The sequence below is a fragment of the Actinomadura sp. K4S16 genome (assembly GCF_008327685.1).
GTDB lineage: Bacteria > Actinomycetota > Actinomycetes > Streptosporangiales > Streptosporangiaceae > Spirillospora.
In genome coordinates, this window is the sequence record NZ_BDDE01000011.1 from 12,071 (window position 1) to 29,672 (window position 17,602).

Consider the following 17,602-nt stretch of genomic DNA (forward strand, 5'->3'; position numbering starts at 1 on the left):
TCCGGCAAAGATTACAGAGAGTGCGTGAACGGACACGCCTGGACAGTCGTCGGTTCCCGGCGTCCGCTCCCGTGCTCTGGCAGGATGGCAGTTGATGAACGAGTCATCACCCACCGCGGAGCGACGCGCCCGGCTGGCCCAGAGGCTGCCCCGGCGCGTGCTCACGCTGGGCCGCGGCCGCGACGACGGGCGGCCCGGGGTCAGCGCCACGGTCCGGCTCGACCGCCGCACCAAGGACCTGACCAAGCGGCTGCAGCCCGGCGAGGTCGCGGTGATCGACCACGTCGACCTCGACCGCGTCAGCGCCGAGGCGCTGGTCTCGCGCGAGGTCGGCGCCGTCGTCAACGTCGCGCCCAGCATCTCAGGCCGGTACCCGAACCTCGGCCCGCAGATCCTGATCGAGGCGGGCATCCCGCTGGTCGACGACGTCGGCCCCGAGATCTTCAGCAAGCTGCAGGAGGGCGACCAGGTCCGCGTCGAGGGGCCCGCCGTGCACCGGGGCGAGGAGGTCGTCGCCAAGGGCACCGAGCAGACCGCCGAGTCCATCGAGGAGGCGCTGACCGAGGCCAAGGCCGGGCTCGCCTCCCAGCTGGAGGCGTTCGTCGCCAACACGATGGAGTACGTCAAGCGCGAGCGCGACCTGCTCATCGACGGCGTCGGCGTCCCCGACGTGGCCACGAGGATCGGCGGGCGGCACGCCCTGATCGTGGTGCGCGGCTACCACTACCGCGAGGACATCGCGACCCTGCGCCCCTACATCCGCGAGTACCGCCCCGTGCTGATCGGGGTGGACGGCGGCGCCGACGCGCTGATGGAGGCCGGCTACCGCCCCGACATGATCGTCGGGGACATGGACTCGGTCTCCGACGACGCGCTCACCTGCGGCGCCGAGCTCGTCGTGCACGCCTACCGCGACGGCCGCGCGCCGGGCCTGAAGCGCGTGCACGAGCTGGGCAAGGACGCCGTGGTGTTCCCCGCCGCCGCCACCAGCGAGGACATCGCGATGCTCCTCGCCGACGACAAGGGCGCCACCCTGATCGTCGCGGTCGGCACGCACGCCAACATGGAGGAGTTCTTCGACAAGGGGCGCGCCGGCATGGCCAGCACGTTCCTCACCCGGCTCCGCGTCGGCAGCAAGCTCGTCGACGCCAAGGGCGTCAGCCGGCTCTACCGCAGCCGGATCTCCACCTGGTCGCTGCTGTTCCTCGTCCTCGGCGCGTTCATCGCCATCGTCACCGCCGTCGCCATGTCCCCGGCGGGGGACGTCATCAGTCCCCTGCTCGCCGACCGCTGGCACGCCTTCCTCTTCTGGCTGACCGGACTCTTCACGTGATCGATTTCCGCTACCACCTCGTCTCCATCGTCGCGATCTTCCTCGCGCTGGCGCTCGGCATCGTCCTGGGCTCCACCACGCTGTCCAACTCGGTGAGCGACACCCTGCGCCAGCAGGCGAACTCGGCCGCCAAGACGGCCCAGCAGGCGCGGCTCGACCAGCGCACCCTGCGGCACCAGCTGGACGGCGAGGAGCAGTTCACCAAGGCGCTCTCGCCGCAGATCGTCGCCGACCGGCTCAAGGGCCAGTCCGTGGTGCTGGTCGAGACGCCGGGCGCCGGCAACGACAGCATCGAGCAGGTCAGCCGGCTGGCCAAGGACTCCGGCGCCGCCGTCACCGGGCGCGTCACGATCCAGAAGAAGCTCCTGGACGACGACCAGCAGACCACCGTCGACGAGCTCGCCACCCAGCTCAAGACCGACGAGGTGAAGTTCCCGGAGAACGCGGGCGCCTACGGCAAGGCGGGCGCCGTCCTCGCGGCCGCGCTCGTCACCAGGGACCCGGCCAAGTCCGGCCGCGAGGACGCCGCCGGGGGCGCCGTCCTCAACGGCTTCAAGCAGGCCGGATACGTCACCACCAGCGGCAAGCCCGGCCAGCACGCCACCCTCGCCGTCATGGTCGCGCCCGCCGCCGCGTACGCCTACGCGGGCGGCGGCGACGACAACAAGGCACTGATCTCGCTGGCCTCCGCACTCGACGCCGCCGGGCGCGGTACCGTCGTCGGTGGCCCGCCGACCTCCGCTCAGGAGGGCGGGCTGATCGCGGCGCTGCGCGACTCCGACGCCGCCGACTCGGTCTCCACCGTCGACGTGGTGGACACCGCGGCCGGCCAGGTCGTCACGATCCTGGCGCTGCAGAACGAGATCGGCGGCAAGTCCGGGCAGTACGGCACGGGCGCCGGCGCGAGCGGCTACCTGCCCTCGCCCGCGCCCACGGCGGGGAAGAGCGGGTGACCTGATGGGACGAGGCATCGCCAGGAGCACGCGGCTGGCGGTCGGCGTCGGCCTGGGCGCGGTGGCCGCGCGCGCCGCGTACGCGGCGCTGACGCAGCGCCCGCCCGGCCTGAACGGGCTGCCCGGCGAGCAGGTCTGGGGCCGCACCAACCACCGCGGCGAGCCGGTCACCCTGCTGGAGGGGCCCGCGTTCGTCGCGGGCGCCGCCGCGGCCGGGCTGCTCGCCCCCGGCGCCACCGGCCGGATGCGCGCCGCCGCGCTGCTCGCCGGCGCCGGCGCCGGCGCCCTCGGCGGCTACGACGACCTCGCCGGCTCGGCGTCCTCCCGCGGCTTCAAGGGCCACCTGGCCGCGCTCGCGCGCGGCGAGGTGACCAGCGGCGCGGTGAAGATCCTCGGCATCGGCGCGACGGGGCTGGCCGCCGCCGCCGTGGCCGGCTCGCCCGCCCCGACCCGGACGGGCCGGGCCTTCGACACCCTCGTCAACGGCGCCGTCATCGCCGGGTCCGCGAACCTGATGAACCTGTTCGACCTGCGCCCCGGGCGGGCCGTGAAGGTCGGCCTCATCGCGGGGACGCCGCTGGCGCTGACGCGGTCCGGCTCCGCCGTGGTCGCCGCCCCGCTCGGCGCCGCCGCCGCGCTGCTGCCCGAGGACCTCGGCGAGCGCGCGATGCTCGGCGACACCGGCGCCAACGCGCTCGGCGCGCTGCTCGGCCTCGCCGCGACCCGCCTCGGCCGCAGGCCGCGGCTCGCCGTCCTCGCCGGGATCGCCGGGCTGAACGCCGCCAGCGAGTTCGTCAGCTTCACCAAGGTCATCGCGGGCAACCCGGTGCTGAACCGCATCGACATGCTGGGCCGCCGCCCCGCCGCCGTCCCCGCGCCGGCCCCCGCCGAGACCACGCGGCCGGGCGCCGAGGCCGGCACCGGGAAGGCGGACCCCGATAAGGCGGACTCCGTGAAGGCGGACTCCGAGAAGCCCCACACCGAGGACGCGTTCCGCCCGGCCGTCCCGCCGCAGGCGGGCCCGGTGGGCGACGGCGTCACCGATCCCGCCTAGCCCGCCCCACGGCCCCCCGCAGACGTCCACGAGCGTGCCTTCGCCTACCGTGCCCCCGTCACAAGCGCCACCGCCGGCCCGGCGGCGGCCGGGCATGCGCCGGCTGACCGGCGGGCTCGCCGGCGCCGCCGTCGTCATCGCGGTCATCACCGTGCTGGCGCGGCTGGCGGGGTTCGGCCGCACCTACGCCTTCTCCCAGACGGTCACCACCTCATGCCTGAGCCAGGCGTACTTCAGCGCCACACAGCTCCCCAGCAGCGTCTACGAGATCGTCGCGGGCGGCGCGCTGGCGAGCATGGTCGTCCCCGTCCTGGCCGGGCCCGCCGAGCGCGGCGACCGGGAGGAGGTCCGCCGGATCGGGTCGGCGCTGCTCACCTGGATCGTCGTGCTGATGGTGCCGCTGTCGGCGCTGATGGCGCTGCTCGCCCACCCGCTCATGGAGCTGGCGGTGGCCGAGCACCCGCAGGGCTGCTCGCGCGGCGAGGTGGTGCGGGTCGGCGGCGACATGCTGGCGATCCAGTCCGTGCAGATGGTGATGTACGGGATCGCGGTCGTGCTGTACGGGCTGCTGCAGTCGCACCGCCGGTTCGTCGCGCCCGCCCTCGCGCCGCTGGTCTCCAGCCTCGTGGTGATCGGCGCCTACGTCGTCTACGCGCCGCTCGGCAGGGGCTTCGAGAACGACCTGGCCGGGCTCCCGCTCGGGGCCGAGCTGACGCTGGCGATCGGCACGGCGCTCGGCGGCGTCGCGATGGCCGCGACGGCGGCGGTCGCCGCGTGGCGGCTGCGCCTGCGGCTGCGGCCGACCCTGCGCTTCCCGGACGGGGTGGCGCGGCGGGTGCGGCGGCTCGCGGCGGCCGGGATCGCGACGGTCGCGGCGCAGCAGCTGGCGACGCTGCTGGTCGTCCGGCTCAGCTCGCAGGGCACCCGCGGCGCGCTCGCCAACTACCAGTACGCGTGGGCGGTCTACCTGCTGCCGTGGGCGATCCTCGCTGTGCCGATCGCGACCAGCGCGTTCCCGCTGCTGTCGGCCAGGATGAGCGCGGCGGACCACGAGCGGTTCGACCAGGTCACCGCGTCCACCACCCGTGCGGTGATCCTGGTGTCGTGCGCGGGCGCCGCCGCGCTGGCCGCCGTCGCCGTCCCCGTCGCGGCGGTGTTCAACCCCGGCCACCCCGACCAGCAGGAGGTGCTGTCGCGCGCGGTGCTCGCGTTCGCGCCCGGCCTCCTCGGCTACGGGCTCGTCGCGCACCTCGGCCGCGTCCTGTACGCCTGCCACAAGGGGCGGATGGGCGCGACCGCCGTGGTCGCGGGCTGGGTCGTCGTCATGGTCGCCGAGGTCGCGCTGGTGCTGTCGGTCGACCGGCAGTGGGTCGTCGCGGCCCTCGGCGTCGGCAACGCCGTCGGGATGACCGTCGCCGGGGTCCTGCTGCTCGTGACGCTGGTGCGCGCGCGGGGCGCCGCGGCGGTGCGGGGCGTGCCGCGGGCGCTGGCCGCCGGGCTGCTCGGCGCCGCCGCGGGCGGCGCCGCCGGGTACGCGACGGCCGCGCTGCTCGGCCTCGGCGGGACGGGCCCGGCGGCGGAGCTGCGCAACGTCGGGACCGGGGCGCTCGCCGCGCTGGTCGCCGGCGCCGTCTTCGTGGTCATCGCATTCGTGATCGACGGCCGGGACCTGCGGGCCGTCCTCAGCCGGAAGGTCGTCCGCAATGTCTGACAGGCAGGATCTGGACGGGCTGCGCGTCGCCCTCGTCCTCGGCACCAGCGCGGGCGGCGTCGGCCGCCACGTCCGGTCCGTCGCCGAGGGCCTGGTCGAGCGCGGCGCCCGCGTCGTGGTGTGCGGGCCCGCCGCCACCGAGGAGCTGTTCGGGTTCGGCGCCGCCGGCGCCCGCTTCGCCGAGGTCGACCTCGCCGACCGGCCCAGGCCCGCGGGCGACGCCAGGGCCGTCGCCCGGCTGCGCCGGCTGCTGCGCGGCGCCGACGTCGTCCACGCCCACGGCCTGCGCGCCGGGGCGCTCGCGGCGGCGGCGTGCGCGCGCGTCGTGCCGGGCCCGCTGCGGTTCGCGCAGGGCGGCCCGCCGCTGGTCGTCACGCTGCACAACGCCGTCATCACCGGCGGCATGACGGCCGCGGTCTACGGGCTGCTGGAGCGCGTCGTCGCGCGCGGCGCCACCCGCGTCCTCGGCGTCTCGCCCGATCTCGAGGACCGGATGCGGGCCCTGGGCGCCCGGTCGGTCGGGCACGCGATCGTCCCGGCGCCCGCGCCGCAGGCGCAGCCGGGCCCGGCCGTCCGCGCCGACGTGCGGGCGGAGCTGGGCGCGGGGGAGCGGCCCCTGGTCGTCACCGTCGGCCGGCTCGCCGCGCAGAAGGGCCTGCCGACGCTGCTTGACGCCGCGGCGGTGTGGGCGGGACGCACCCCGCCGCCGCTCGTCGCGATCGCCGGCGACGGGCCGCTGGAGGACGAGCTGCGCGCCCGGATCGAGGCCGAGGACCTGCCCGTCCGGCTGCTCGGCCGCCGCTCCGACGTGGCCGGGCTGTTCGCCGCCTGCGACGTCGCGGTCGTGCCGAGCGTGTGGGAGGGGCAGCCGCTGGTCGTCCAGGAGATCCTGCGGGCGGGCCGGCCGCTGGTCGCGACCCGCGTCGGCGGGATCCCCGGCATGCTGGGCGCGCAGGAGCGGTCCGAGGGGGGCCCGCTGCTGCAGGGGCCGGAGTCCGACGCGGCGCTGCTGGTGCCGCCGAACGACGCCGAGGCGCTCGGGCGTGCGGTGAGCCGCGTCCTGGACGACCCGGCCCTCGCGGCGCGGCTGGGCGCGGCCGCCGCCCGCCGGTCGGCGCTGCTGCCCGGCGAGGACGACGCCGTCGACCAGCTCGCGGAGCTGTACCTGGAGCTGACCGGTCCTTAGACGCGGCCTCCGGCGCTCCGGTTCGGACCGGGGCCGGAAAAATCGCGGGGCGGGGGAACCGCCCCGGTGCGGGCCGCGTTGAAGCAGGTAAGCGGAGGGGAGTATCCCTGCGCGCGGTTCTCGTCAATACGGTCGGCCCATGCCGGCCCGGGTTCCGCGGCCCGTGCCGATCCCAGGGCGGGAGAGACCTCCGGCGCTCGTCTCATGTCCGCCGGAGGTGTTCACGTTGTCGGTATCCCCCCTCGTCTGGGGCGCCACCATCGCGGTGATCCTTGCGATCATCGCGGCCGACCTGTTCCTGATCCACCGCAACGACACGCGGGAGTTCACCACCCGCCGCGCCGCGTTCTGGTCGGCGGTCTACATCGGCCTCGCCGTGCTGTTCGGCCTCGGCGTCTGGGCGTTCTACGGCGGCGAGTACGCCGCGCAGTACGCGGGCGGCTTCGTCACCGAGAAGAGCCTCAGCGTCGACAACCTCTTCGTGTTCATGGTGATCCTCGCCCGGTTCGCGGTGCCGAAGCACGCCCAGCACACCGTGCTGATGGCGGGCATCGTGATCGCGCTGCTGCTGCGCGGCGCGTTCATCGCCGTCGGCGCCGCCGCCATCGCGACCTTCACCTGGGTCTTCTTCATCTTCGGCGCGGTCCTCGTGTGGACGGCGATCGGCCTGGTGCGCGGCGGGGACGAGGACGAGTTCAAGGAGAACGCGCTGCTGCGGTGGGCCAAGCGCGTCATCCCGACGTCGGAGGAGTACGACGGCAGCCGGTTCCTCACCCGCCGGAACGGGCGCCGGATGCTCACCCCGATGGCCATCGTCATGATCGCGATCGGCTCCACCGACGTGCTGTTCGCGCTGGACTCCATCCCCGCGATCTTCGGGCTGACGACCGAGCCCTACCTGGTCTTCACCGCCAACGCGTTCGCGCTGATGGGCCTCGTCCAGCTGTACTTCCTGCTCGGCGGCCTCACCGACCGGCTCGTCTACCTCGCGCACGGGCTGGCGTTCATCCTCGGCTTCATCGGCGTCAAGCTGATCCTGCACGCGCTGCACGAGTACGGGGTCGGGTGGGCGCCGGACGTCCCGACCTGGCTGTCCCTGGCCGTGATCGCCGGGACCCTGGTCGCCACCACGGTCGCCAGCCTCGCCGCCGGTCCCAGGGTCTCCCGGGAGCCGCTCCCGAAGGCGGAGCCCGCCGCCGAGGCGGAGACCGGCGCGACACGCGAGAAGTGAGAGCGGGGCCGCGTCCCCACAACATCCGAATGCTGTTCTAGAATCTCGGTCAAAACGGTCGAGAGAGGGTTGACGCATGGCCATCGGGCTGACCGAGGAGCACGAGGCGCTCGCCGAATCGGTGCGCGGCTTCGCCGAGCGCAACATTCCGGCGGCGGCCGTCCGGGCCGCGCTGGACGCGGACGAGGAGACCAGGCCCGGCTTCTGGCCGGCCCTCGCCGAACAGGGCCTGCTGGGCCTGCACCTGGACGAGGAGCACGGCGGCCAGGGCTTCGGCCTGCTGGAGCTGTCGGTCGTGCTGGAGGAGCTGGGCCGCGCCGCGGCGCCCGGGCCGTTCCTGCCGACCGTGCTCGCCAGCACGGTCATCGACGCCTCCAGCAACGCCAAGCTGCGCGCCGAGCTGCTCCCGGGCCTCGCCGACGGGTCTCGGACGGCGGCCGTCGCGCTGGACGGCGAGCTGACCGGCCGCCGCGACGGCGACTCGCTCGTGGTGTCGGGGACGGCGGCCGCGGTCCTCGGCGCCGCGCTCGCCGACGTGCTGGTCCTGCCGGTCGCCGTGGACGACGGCGAGCAGTGGGTCGCGGTGGACGCCGCCGACCTCGCCGTCACCCCGGTGCCGAGCCTCGACAGGGTCCGCCGCGTCGCGTCCGTCGAGGTCTCCGGCGCCGCCGTGGCCGCCGACCGCGTCCTGGACGGCCTCACCACCGGCCGGGTGAAGGACCTGGCGGCCGCGCTGTTCGGCGCCGAGGCCGCGGGCCTCGCCGGATGGCTGGTCGGCACCGCCGCCGAGTACGCCAAGGTCCGCGAGCAGTTCGGCCGCCCGATCGGGCAGTTCCAGGGCGTCAAGCACAAGGCCGCCCGCAGCCTGATCGCGCTGGAGCAGGCCCGCGCCGCCGCCTGGGACGCGGCCCGCGCCCTGGACGAGGGAACCGAGGAAGCGGGGTTCGCCACCGCCGTCTCGGCCGTCATCGCGCTGGACGCGGGCGTGCAGACCGCCCGCGACGCCATCCAGATCCTCGGCGGCATCGGCTTCACCTGGGAGCACGACGCCCACGTCTACCTGCGCCGCGCGCTGACGCTGCGGGCGCTGCTCGGCCCGTCCAAGGGCTGGGCCGCCAAGGTCGCCGAGCTGGCGCTGGCCGGCGGGCGCCGCGAGGTCGTGCTGGAGCTGGACGAGGACGCCCAGCCGCTGCGCGAGCGGATCCGCGCCGAGATCGCCGAGCTTGCCGCGGTCGAGGACCGGGACGCCCTGGCCGAGCGCCTCGGCGACGAGGGCTGGACCGTCCCGCACTTCCCCAGGCCGTGGGGGCGCGAGGCCGGGCCGGTCGAGCAGATCCTCATCCAGCAGGAGCTGCGGGCCGCCAAGGTCAAGACCCCGAACCTCGGGATCGGCGCCTGGCTGGTGCCCTCGCTCGTCCGCTACGGGACCGAGGAGCAGAAGGAGCGGTTCCTGCGGCCGACGCTGCGCGGGAAGATCGTGTGGTGCCAGCTGTTCTCCGAGCCGGGAGCCGGCTCGGACCTGGCCTCGCTGTCGATGAAGGCCGAGCGGGTCGAGGGCGGCTGGAAGCTCACCGGCCAGAAGATCTGGACGTCGCTCGCCCACCACGCCGAGTGGGGCTTCTGCATCGCCCGCACCGACCCGTCCGCCGCGAAGCACGACGGCATCACCTACTTCCTCGTGGACATGAAGTCCGAGGGCGTGGACGTCCGCCCGCTGCGGGAGCTGACCGGTGACGCCCTGTTCAACGAGGTCTTCCTGGACGGCGTCTTCGTCCCCGACGACCGCGTGGTGGGCGAGGTGAACCAGGGCTGGCAGGTCGCGCGCAACACCCTGTCGAACGAGCGGGTGTCGCTGTCCACCGGCGGCGGCCTCGGCATGGGCGTCCCCGAGCTGCTGCGGTTCTTCGCGGACCGGAAGCTCGACGCGGTCGCGGCCGCCGAGGTCGGCAGGCTCGTCGCCCAGGGCCAGTCGATCGACCTGCTCGGCCTGCGTACCACGCTCAAGCAGCTGAACGGCGTGGAGCCGGGCGCGGAGGCCAGCGTCCGCAAGCTGCTCGGCGTCCAGTTCAACCAGGACGTCGCCGACTACTGCTGGGCGGCGCAGGGCACGGCCGCCGCCACCGAGGTCCCGATGGCCGAGAGCGGCATCGTGGGCCGCGCGATGCTGTTCAGCCGAGCGATGACCATCTACGGCGGCACCACGGAAGTGCAGCTCAACATCATCGGCGAACGCATCCTGGGCCTCCCGAGAGACTAGTGCTGGCCCAGGGGGGCGACCCCCTGGAACCCCCGTTGCGACGCAGGCGATCCTCACGCCGCCGTTGCGGTCGCCGTGCCTGTGGCGGCTGGTGCGGCGTCGCTGCGGTCGCCTGCGTCGGCGGGCATGCGCGTTGCGCTCGCTGCACTCGCTCCACGCGCCTGCCCGCACCCCGGCGAAGGCCCAGTCCAAGAGGGTGGGAACCGTGCACGTCCAACGCTCTTGGATGTGCCACCCCATCACGCTCTTGGAGTGGACCTGAGCGACGGCTCGTGACGGGGGTTCCAGGGGTCGTCCCCTGGGCTAGCGCCGGTTGTAGATGAAATTGATTAGGACGATGCCCGCGAGGGCGAAGATGAGGCCAGGGAGGCCGGCGTTGACGACGCCGATCGCGCTGAGCGGGATGGCGGCGAGCAGCGACAGTATCGCCAGGGCGAGGCTGTGATCCCGCTCGCCGCGGCGGGGTTCGGGTGCCCGGGCGGCGCGCTGGCGGCGCGGCGCGGCGGCCGCGCGGGCGTCGAGGGTCTCCTCGATGCGTTCGACGACCGTCTCGATGAAGGCGTCGTCGTAGTCGGGCCCCAACTCGCGCCGGGCCGCCATGGCCGCCGTGAGGTCCTCGCGCGGCAGTCGTGGGGTCGTCATGACACCGTTATAGGCGGATCCACCGGGCGGGGGCGTCACCCCTCGGTGCCATGTGCGGGCTACCCCTCAGGGATGAGCGGACGCGCGGGTAGGATTCCGCTCTTGTCCCAGGAAATCCGGAGGTCTCCGTGACAGTGCGGGCCCGTTCGACCGTCCTCGCCGCCTGCGCCGCCGCGGCCGGGCTGGCCCTCGCGGGCTGCGGCGGCGAGAAGGAGGCCGCGGACGCGGCCCCGTCCGCGCCGCCCACCACGCTGGCGCCGCTGCCGGCGGTGCGGCCCGCCGACGTGAAGCCGCTGGTGGGAGTCTGGGTCGGCACGGCCAAGGACTACTTCCAGTTCAAGGCCGACGGGAGCGGCGTGTGGGTGCGGGGCCGGCAGAAGCTGTGGAGCGGCACGGCCATCCCCGAAGGGGGCGGCAAGTTCCGCTTCTCGTGGAACGGCGGCGACCCCAAGACCGCGTCCTACTGGGGCGTCGCGCTCAGCGAGGACAAGGCGTCGCTCGTCTTCGCCGGGACCAACCAGACCTACAAGAAGGCCGCCGCGCGGAAGGGCAAGGGATGACCGACGCGATGTTCGCCTCGCCCGCCGATGTGGGGCGCAGGCTCGCCGAGGTCCGCTATCTCGCGGACGAGTCGATCGCCACGACGGTGTTCCTCGCCCAGGCGCTCGGCAAGCCGCTGCTGGTGGAGGGGCCCGCGGGCGTCGGCAAGACGGAGCTGGCGAAGGCCGTGGCGGCGTCGACCGGCGCGGAGCTGATCCGGCTCCAGTGCTACGAGGGCCTGGACGAGGCCCGCGCGCTCTACGAGTTCAACTACAAGAAGCAGCTCCTCGCGATCCAGGCCGCACCGTCGGACCGCGCCTGGCAGGAGACCCACGACGACATCTTCTCCGAGGAGTTCCTGTTGGAGCGGCCGCTGCTGGCGGCGATCCGGCGCAGCGACCCGACCGTCCTGCTCATCGACGAGGCGGACAAGGCCGACGTCGAGGTCGAGGGCATGCTGCTGGAGGTCCTGTCGGACTTCCAGGTGACGATCCCCGAGCTCGGGACGGTGTCGGCGGTCCGCCGGCCGTTCGTGCTGATCACCTCGAACGCGGCGCGGGAGCTGTCGGAGGCGCTCAAGCGCCGCTGCCTCTACCTCCACCTGGACTACCCGGCGCCCGAACGGGAGCGCGACATCGTCCTCGCGCAGGTGCCGGGCATCGAGGCGGAACTGGCCGAGCAGCTCGTCCGCACCGTCGGCACGCTGCGCGACCTGGAGATCAAGAAGGCGCCGTCGATCGCGGAGACCGTCGACTGGGCGCGCACCCTGCTCGCCCTCGGCCTGGACGACCTGGACGAGGCCGCCGTGGGCCGCACGCTCGGCGTCGTCCTCAAGCACGTCTCCGACCAGGAGCGCGCCGCCAAGGAACTCGGGCTGCGCGGCTGACATGGCCTCACTCGTCGACCGGCACACCGGGTTCGTCGCGGAGCTGCGGCGGGCCGGGCTGCCGGTGTCGGTCGCCGAGGGGCTGGACGCGGTGCGCGCCCTGCAGGCCGTCGACCTGCTCGACCGCGAGTCGGTGCGCGCCGCCTACGCCGCGACGGTCGTCAAGAGGCCCCAGCACCGCCCCACGTTCGACACGCTCTTCGACCTGTGGTTCCCGGCGGCCGTGGGGGACGGGGCGGGAGCGGTGCGGGACGACGACGGCCCGGCCCGGACGGTGGACGACGACGGGCGTCCCGTCCCGGCCGCGCTCGACCCGCAGGTCCAGCGGCGCCGCGCCGAGCTGGCCGACCTCCTGCTCGCCGGGGACGACGCCGGGCTGCGGCAGTTCGCCCGGCTCGCCGTCGCCGAGTACGGCCAGACGCCGGGGCAGGAGTCGTGGTTCTCCTCGGGCGTGCTGAGCGCGCTGTCGCCGGAGACGCTGATGGCGCGGCTGCTGGAGGCGGTCCTGACCGGGCGGGAGCGGGGCGGCATGGCCGAGCGCGTCGCGCGCCGGACCTTCCGCGACCGCATCGCCCGGTTCTCCGACCTCGTCGCGGGCGAGGTGCGGCGCCGCATCGCCGAGGACACCGGCGTCGAGCGCACCGCCCGCATCGCCGTCCGGCCGCCGCTGGAGCGGCTCGACTTCGCCGGCGCGACCCGCGCCGAGATGGAGGCGCTGCGCCGCGAGGTGTATCCGCTGGCGCGCAAGCTGGCGTCCCGGCTCGTGCAGCGGCAGCGGCACGGGCGGCGCGGCCGGCTCGACTTCCGCCGGACGGTCCGCGCGTCCCTGGCCAGCGGGGGAGTGCCGCTGACCACCCACCACCGGCCCCGCCGCCCGCACCGGCCCGAGCTGGTCGTGCTGTGCGACGCCAGCGACTCGGTGTCGGCGTTCGCGCACTTCACGCTGCTGCTCACGTTCGCGCTGCGGGAGCAGTTCAGCAAGGTCCGAGCGTTCGCCTTCATCGACGCCACCGACGAGATCACCAAGTACTTCGCGCCGGGCGCGGACGTCACCGACGCGATGACCCGCCTCGCCGCCGAGGCCGACCTCGTGTGGATCACCGGCCGGTCCAACTACGGCCACGCCTTCAAGGTGTTCGACGACAGGTACCGCGACGCCGTCACCCCGAGGACGTCGCTGCTGATCCTCGGGGACGCCCGCTCCAACTACGGCGAGCTGTCCCTGCCGATCGTGCGGTCGATGGTGGACCGGGCCCGGCACGCGTACTGGCTCAACCCCGAGCCGCGCGCCCAGTGGGACACCGGCGACTCCGCCGCCTCCCGCTACGGCGAGCTGCTCCCCATGTACGAGTGCCGGAACCTGACGCAGCTGGCCGCCTTCATCGAGGAGCTCGCCTAGCCTCGGCGGGCACGCTCCCGGATCACCAGGGCGAGGACGGCGTAGCCGAGGGCGGTGGCGGCCGAGACGACCATCGCGACGTTCGTGCCGTGCGCCAGCGAGGCCGGGTCGTGCCCCGAGCCGGTCGCGATGGCCCCGACGATCGCCACGCCCAGCGACGCCCCGATGTAGCGGGCGGTGTTGTTGGCGCCGGCCCCCATGCTCGCGCGGTCGGCGGGGACGCTCTCCACGGCCAGCCGGGCGAGCATCGCGTTGGTCAGGCCGCTCGCGACGCCCGCGACGGCCAGGCCGGGGACGAGCCGCCACCAGTGCGCGCCCGGCGCCAGGTCGGCCATCGCGAACTCGCTGACGGCGGCGAGCGCGAACCCGGCGGCCAGCAGGCGCCGGACCGGGAGGTGCGCCGGCAGGCGGTGCGCCTGCAGGGCGACGAGGAACGACAGCGCGGACCAGATCGCCAGCACCAGCGCCGCCGCGACGGGCGACAGGCCCATCACCAGGCTCATCATCGTCGCCAGGTAGGTCATGACGCCGATCACGGCGAGCCCGGTGACGAGCGCCCCGGTCACCGACAGCAGGAACGCCGGCCGCCGGAACAGCCCCAGATCGACCATCGGCTCCCGGCGCCGCGACTCGACGAGGACGAACGCGGCCAGCAGGACCGCCGCGGCTGCGAACAGCGCGAGGACGCCCGGGGCCGTCCAGCCGGCGCGGCCCCAGGTGATCGCGGCCACCAGCGCCGCGACGCCGAGGCTCATGGTGGAAAGGCCCGGCAGGTCCACGCCGCGCGGGCGGTCCGCCCGCGACTCGGTGAGCGCGCGGGACGCCGCAGCCGCGAGCAGCACGGACGCGGCGACCGTGGCCCAGTACCAGAGCCGCCAGCCCCCTGCCGAGGTCAGCACGGCCGCCGCGATGGGGCCGAGCGCGATGCCGAGGCCGACCATCGCGCCCCACATGCCGGTGGCCCGCGCCCGCGACGGCCCCGCCGCGAACGATGCGCCGATGATGCCGAGCCCGGTCACCAGGAGGGCGGCGCTGGCCGCGCCCTGCGCGACGCGGCCCGCGATGAACACCGCGGCGTTGGGCGCGAGCGCGCACGCGACGCTGGAGACGGCGAGCGCCGCCGCGCCGGCCACGAACGTGCGCTTGCGGCCGTGGTCGTCGGCGAGGCTGCCGGCGGCGAGCAGCGCCGCCGCGAGCCCGAGGCTGATCGAGCTCATCAGCCAGATCTGCGCGGTCGCCCCGGCGCGCAGCCCGCGCGCGGTGTCGGCCAGCGTCGCTGCGGGGGCGCAGTAGTTCATCAAGGCGAGCAGGGTGGCGGCGGCGGGCAGCGCCAGCGCGGCGGCGGTGCCCGGCGCTCTGCGCGCGGCGAGGGGGGTCGCCAGAGTCGTCATGCGGTCTCCCGAGTTCATTGAACGAACCGAATGGGGTGACCGTAGCACGAGTGAGTTCAATCAATGAACCCCCGGGCGGGTACTGTGGTGGGCATGGCACTCGGCAAGGACTACGCGGCGCAGGACTGCTCGCTGGCCCGTGCGCTGGAGGTCGTGGGGGAGCGCTGGACGCTGCTCATCGTCCGGGACGCCTTCTACGGCGTCCGCCGCTTCAGCGACTTCCTCGTCCACCTGGACATCCCCCGTGCGGTGCTGTCAGCGCGGCTCCAATCGCTCGTCGACGCCGGCGTTCTGATCAAGGACGGCCACGACTACGTGCTGACGGAGATGGGCAAGGAGCTGTGGCCCGTGGTCCACACCCTCGCCCGCTGGGCCGAGGACCACCTGTCCGCCGAGCCGTGCCGCGTCTTCGTCCACCTCGCCTGCGGCACCCAGATCGGTCCGGACGGGCAGTGCGCGGCGTGCGGGACGCACGTCGGGCCGGAGGAACTGGAGATCCACGCCGGGCCCGGCGTCCGCCGCCGCACCGACCCGGTCAGCATGCTCCTGCGCAACCCGCACCGGCTCCTGGAGCCGATCCGCACCTGAGTGAGCAATCCCTCGCCGAGGTCGCTCGCCGGCGGTGGAGTCCGTGGGGATCCGACCGGATAACCTCCTCGCTCATGAGGACCGAACGGGCGAGGCCCGCTCCGCGGACCAGGCGCCGCCCGGGGAGCCTGCTCGGTCCCCTGTGGCGGCTGATCGACGGCGCCCCGGACGACACCCGGGCGCAGATCGCCCACCGGGCCAGGGTGCTGGTGCGGATCTCCACCGGGCTGGCGAACCTCGGCGGGGCGCTGGTCGTGCTCGCGTTCGCCGTCGTCGTCCCCGACCCCGTCGGCGCGGTGTCCGAGCGGCTCCGGTTCGTCAACCTGGTCGTCTTCACCGTCTACGTCACCGCGGCGGTGCCGGTCGGCCTCCTGCTCGGCGAGCGGTTCTTCCGCCGCGTCCGGCGCCTGGTCGAGCGGCACGACGAGCCCGACAGGCACGAGCGCTCGCTGCTGCTGTACGGGCCGCTGCGGCTGATGGCCCTGCACCTGACGCTCTGGGGGATCGGGACGGTCGGCTGGGTCGTCATCAACGCCCCCTTCTCCGGCCTGCTCGCCGTCAAGCTGGGCCTGACGAGCCTGCTCGGCGGCCTCACCACCTGCACGGTCGTCTACCTGCTGACCGAGCGGCTGCTGCGGCGCGCGGTGACCACGGCGCTGCGCAGCGAGATGCCGCGCCGGACCGGCCTGCCCGGCGTCGTCGCCCGCTCGGTGCTGGCCTGGGGCCTCGGGACCGCCGTCCCGATCCTCGGACTGATCACCCTCGCGGTCGGCTCGTTCCTCATCGCGAGGATCACCGTGCGGGAGTTCGCCGTCGCGGTCCTCGCGCTCGGCGGCATCGCGCTGGTCGTCGGGTTCGGCATCACCTACGGCGCCGCCCGCGCCATCGCGGACCCGGTCGAGTCGGTGCGGCTCGGCCTCGCCCGGATCGAGCGCGGCGACCTGGACGTGGAGGTCCCCGTCTACGACGCCAGCGAGGTCGGGCTGCTCCAGGCCGGGTTCAACCACATGGCCGCCGGGCTGCGCGAGCACGAGCGGCTGCGCGACCTGTTCGGCCGCCAGGTCGGCGCGGACGTCGCGCGCGTCGCGGTGGAGCGCGGCATCGACCTCGGCGGCGAGCTGCGCGAGGTCGCGGTGATCTTCGTGGACATCATCGGCTCCACCCGGCTCGCGGCCGACCGGCCGCCCGCCGAGGTCGTCCGGCTGCTGAACGACTTCTTCGCCGTGGTCGTCGAGGTGGTCGGCCGCCACGGCGGCTGGATCAACAAGTTCGAGGGCGACGCCGCGCTGGCGATCTTCGGGGCGCCGCTCCCGCTGGACGGCGCGCCCGCCCGCGCGCTTGCCGCGTCCCGCGAACTGGCCCGCCGGCTGGGCGCGGACGTCCCGGCGCTGCGCGCCGCCGTCGGCGTCTCGGCGGGGGAGGCCGTCGCCGGGCACATCGGCGCGGAGGAGCGGTTCGAGTACACCGTGATCGGCGACCCGGTGAACGAGGCGGCCCGCCTCACCGACCTGGCCAAGACGACCCCCGAGCGCGTGCTGGCGGCGGGCTCGCTCGTCGCCCGGGCGGGGCCGGACGAGGCGGCGCACTGGTCGCTCGGCGAGGAGGTCACCCTGCGGGGCCGGACGCAGGCGACCCGCCTGGCCTCGCCTCGCCCGGTCGAGCGCGTCCCGTCCTAGGCGCTTCCAGGGCGCGACCGGGCTAGGACGGCCCGAGGGTGGCGCCGCTCAGTGTCGTGTAGAACGGCGACTCGGCCAGCCGCGGGCCCTTCTCCTCGCCGATGTAGACGTCGGCGTGGTTCTCGCCGCCGTATCCGGGGCGGAACAGGTCGGTTACCGTCCAGTTCGCCTTCCGGAACGCCGCGCACACCTCGTCCTCGATCGGGTGGCCGTTGCCGTCCCTGCCGCAGTCGACGATCGCGAACCGCTGCCCCCGCGCCAGGACGGACTTGTCGGCCGCCGCCGACGCCCACGGCCGCAGCGGTCGCCCGCGCGAGTCGCGGGTGGTGTCGTCCAGCCAGAAGCCGACGCTGTGCGACCAGTTCAGGTACCGGCCCGCCTGCGGCCCCTCGGTGATGCGCCCGCTGCCCTCGGTCTGGACGACCTTGAGGAAGTCCTTCGGGTACGAGCCGAGCGGGGTCTTCCCGTGCGAGCAGTGGAAGCGGGCGCAGCCGCGCACCGGCTTGCGGGCGCCGTGGTAGAGGCTCTCCAGCGCCGTGTAATAGGTGGTGATGCGCCACCCCCGGACCCGTCCGAGCGGCACGGCCCTGTCAGGCGCGGCCGCGGGGACCGGAGCGGCGGGAGGCGAGCTCGCGGTGGGAGCCGACGCGGGGGGCGCGACCGGCGGCGGCACGTCCGCGCCGCGCGCGCTCTGGCCGCACCCCGCGACGGCCCCGCAGAGCAGGAGCGCCAGCGGTGCCCTGCCCCGCATCGCA

The 17,602-nt window shown here is 74.6% G+C and carries 15 protein-coding genes; 12 read left to right on the forward strand and 3 right to left on the reverse strand.

The window, feature by feature from the left end; genetic code table 11:
* Positions 1–94 precede the first annotated feature (94 nt).
* The 7 genes from steA to K4S16_RS07295 all read left to right on the forward strand — a co-directional run bounded on the left by steA (position 95) and on the right by K4S16_RS07295 (position 9,725).
* Complete coding sequence (gene steA / locus K4S16_RS07265) at positions 95–1,333, forward strand: putative cytokinetic ring protein SteA (protein ID WP_149258100.1); 1,239 nt, start codon at positions 95–97, stop codon at positions 1,331–1,333.
* The gene (locus K4S16_RS07270; protein WP_149258101.1) at positions 1,330–2,286 is read left to right on the forward strand and encodes a copper transporter; all 957 of its coding nucleotides are present in this window, start codon (positions 1,330–1,332) and stop codon (positions 2,284–2,286) included. The genes steA and K4S16_RS07270 overlap by 4 nt, the downstream gene beginning before the upstream one ends.
* Positions 2,287–2,290: 4 nt before the next feature.
* Complete coding sequence (locus K4S16_RS07275) at positions 2,291–3,340, forward strand: hypothetical protein (RefSeq protein WP_235036639.1); 1,050 nt, start codon at positions 2,291–2,293, stop codon at positions 3,338–3,340.
* 94 nt (positions 3,341–3,434) lie between these two features.
* Positions 3,435–5,051, forward strand: a complete 1,617-nt coding sequence (gene murJ, locus K4S16_RS07280) for a murein biosynthesis integral membrane protein MurJ (protein ID WP_149258102.1) — start codon at positions 3,435–3,437, stop codon at positions 5,049–5,051.
* Entirely contained in the window at positions 5,044–6,237 is a 1,194-nt protein-coding gene (locus K4S16_RS07285) for a glycosyltransferase family 4 protein (RefSeq protein WP_200841740.1), read from the forward strand. The genes murJ and K4S16_RS07285 overlap by 8 nt, the downstream gene beginning before the upstream one ends.
* 226 nt (positions 6,238–6,463) lie before the next feature.
* A complete protein-coding gene (locus K4S16_RS07290) occupies positions 6,464–7,468 on the forward strand; it encodes a TerC family protein (RefSeq protein WP_149258103.1) in 1,005 nt (334 codons plus the stop codon).
* A gap of 76 nt (positions 7,469–7,544) precedes the next feature.
* Positions 7,545–9,725 carry an acyl-CoA dehydrogenase gene (locus tag K4S16_RS07295; protein ID WP_149258104.1) on the forward strand — a complete coding sequence of 727 codons (2,181 nt, stop codon included), beginning with the start codon at positions 7,545–7,547 and terminating at the stop codon, positions 9,723–9,725.
* A 303-nt stretch (positions 9,726–10,028) separates the two neighbouring features.
* Here K4S16_RS07295 and K4S16_RS07300 read toward each other — a convergent pair whose 3' ends face one another.
* Complete coding sequence (locus K4S16_RS07300) at positions 10,029–10,367, reverse strand: hypothetical protein (protein ID WP_149258105.1); 339 nt, start codon at positions 10,365–10,367, stop codon at positions 10,029–10,031.
* A gap of 128 nt (positions 10,368–10,495) precedes the next feature.
* Here K4S16_RS07300 and K4S16_RS07305 point away from each other — a divergent pair, with 128 nt between their 5' ends.
* The 3 genes from K4S16_RS07305 to K4S16_RS07315 are packed head-to-tail and all read left to right on the forward strand — an operon-like array spanning position 10,496 to position 13,192.
* Positions 10,496–10,927, forward strand: coding sequence for a hypothetical protein (locus K4S16_RS07305; protein ID WP_235036640.1), 432 nt, complete (start codon positions 10,496–10,498; stop codon positions 10,925–10,927).
* Positions 10,924–11,793: a MoxR family ATPase gene (locus K4S16_RS07310; RefSeq protein WP_149258106.1), complete on the forward strand. Its 870-nt coding sequence runs from the start codon at positions 10,924–10,926 to the stop codon at positions 11,791–11,793. The genes K4S16_RS07305 and K4S16_RS07310 overlap by 4 nt, the downstream gene beginning before the upstream one ends.
* A 1-nt stretch (position 11,794) precedes the next feature.
* Positions 11,795–13,192 (forward strand): VWA domain-containing protein, encoded by a 1,398-nt coding sequence (locus K4S16_RS07315; protein ID WP_149258107.1) that lies wholly within the window; start codon positions 11,795–11,797, stop codon positions 13,190–13,192.
* Here K4S16_RS07315 and K4S16_RS07320 read toward each other — a convergent pair.
* Positions 13,189–14,583: an MFS transporter gene (locus K4S16_RS07320; protein ID WP_149258108.1), complete on the reverse strand. Its 1,395-nt coding sequence runs from the start codon at positions 14,581–14,583 to the stop codon at positions 13,189–13,191. The genes K4S16_RS07315 and K4S16_RS07320 overlap by 4 nt on opposite strands.
* Positions 14,584–14,676: 93 nt before the next feature.
* On the opposite strand from K4S16_RS07320, the gene K4S16_RS07325 reads away from it, so the two are divergent.
* The gene (locus tag K4S16_RS07325) at positions 14,677–15,171 is read left to right on the forward strand and encodes a helix-turn-helix domain-containing protein (protein ID WP_149258109.1); all 495 of its coding nucleotides are present in this window, start codon (positions 14,677–14,679) and stop codon (positions 15,169–15,171) included.
* Between the two features lie 74 nt (positions 15,172–15,245).
* The gene (locus K4S16_RS07330; protein WP_149258110.1) at positions 15,246–16,847 is read left to right on the forward strand and encodes an adenylate/guanylate cyclase domain-containing protein; all 1,602 of its coding nucleotides are present in this window, start codon (positions 15,246–15,248) and stop codon (positions 16,845–16,847) included.
* Between the two features lie 22 nt (positions 16,848–16,869).
* Here the strand turns inward: K4S16_RS07330 and K4S16_RS07335 are convergent, their stop codons facing one another.
* Positions 16,870–17,598, reverse strand: coding sequence for a hypothetical protein (locus K4S16_RS07335; protein ID WP_235036641.1), 729 nt, complete (start codon positions 17,596–17,598; stop codon positions 16,870–16,872).
* Between the last annotated feature and the right edge of the window lie 4 nt (positions 17,599–17,602).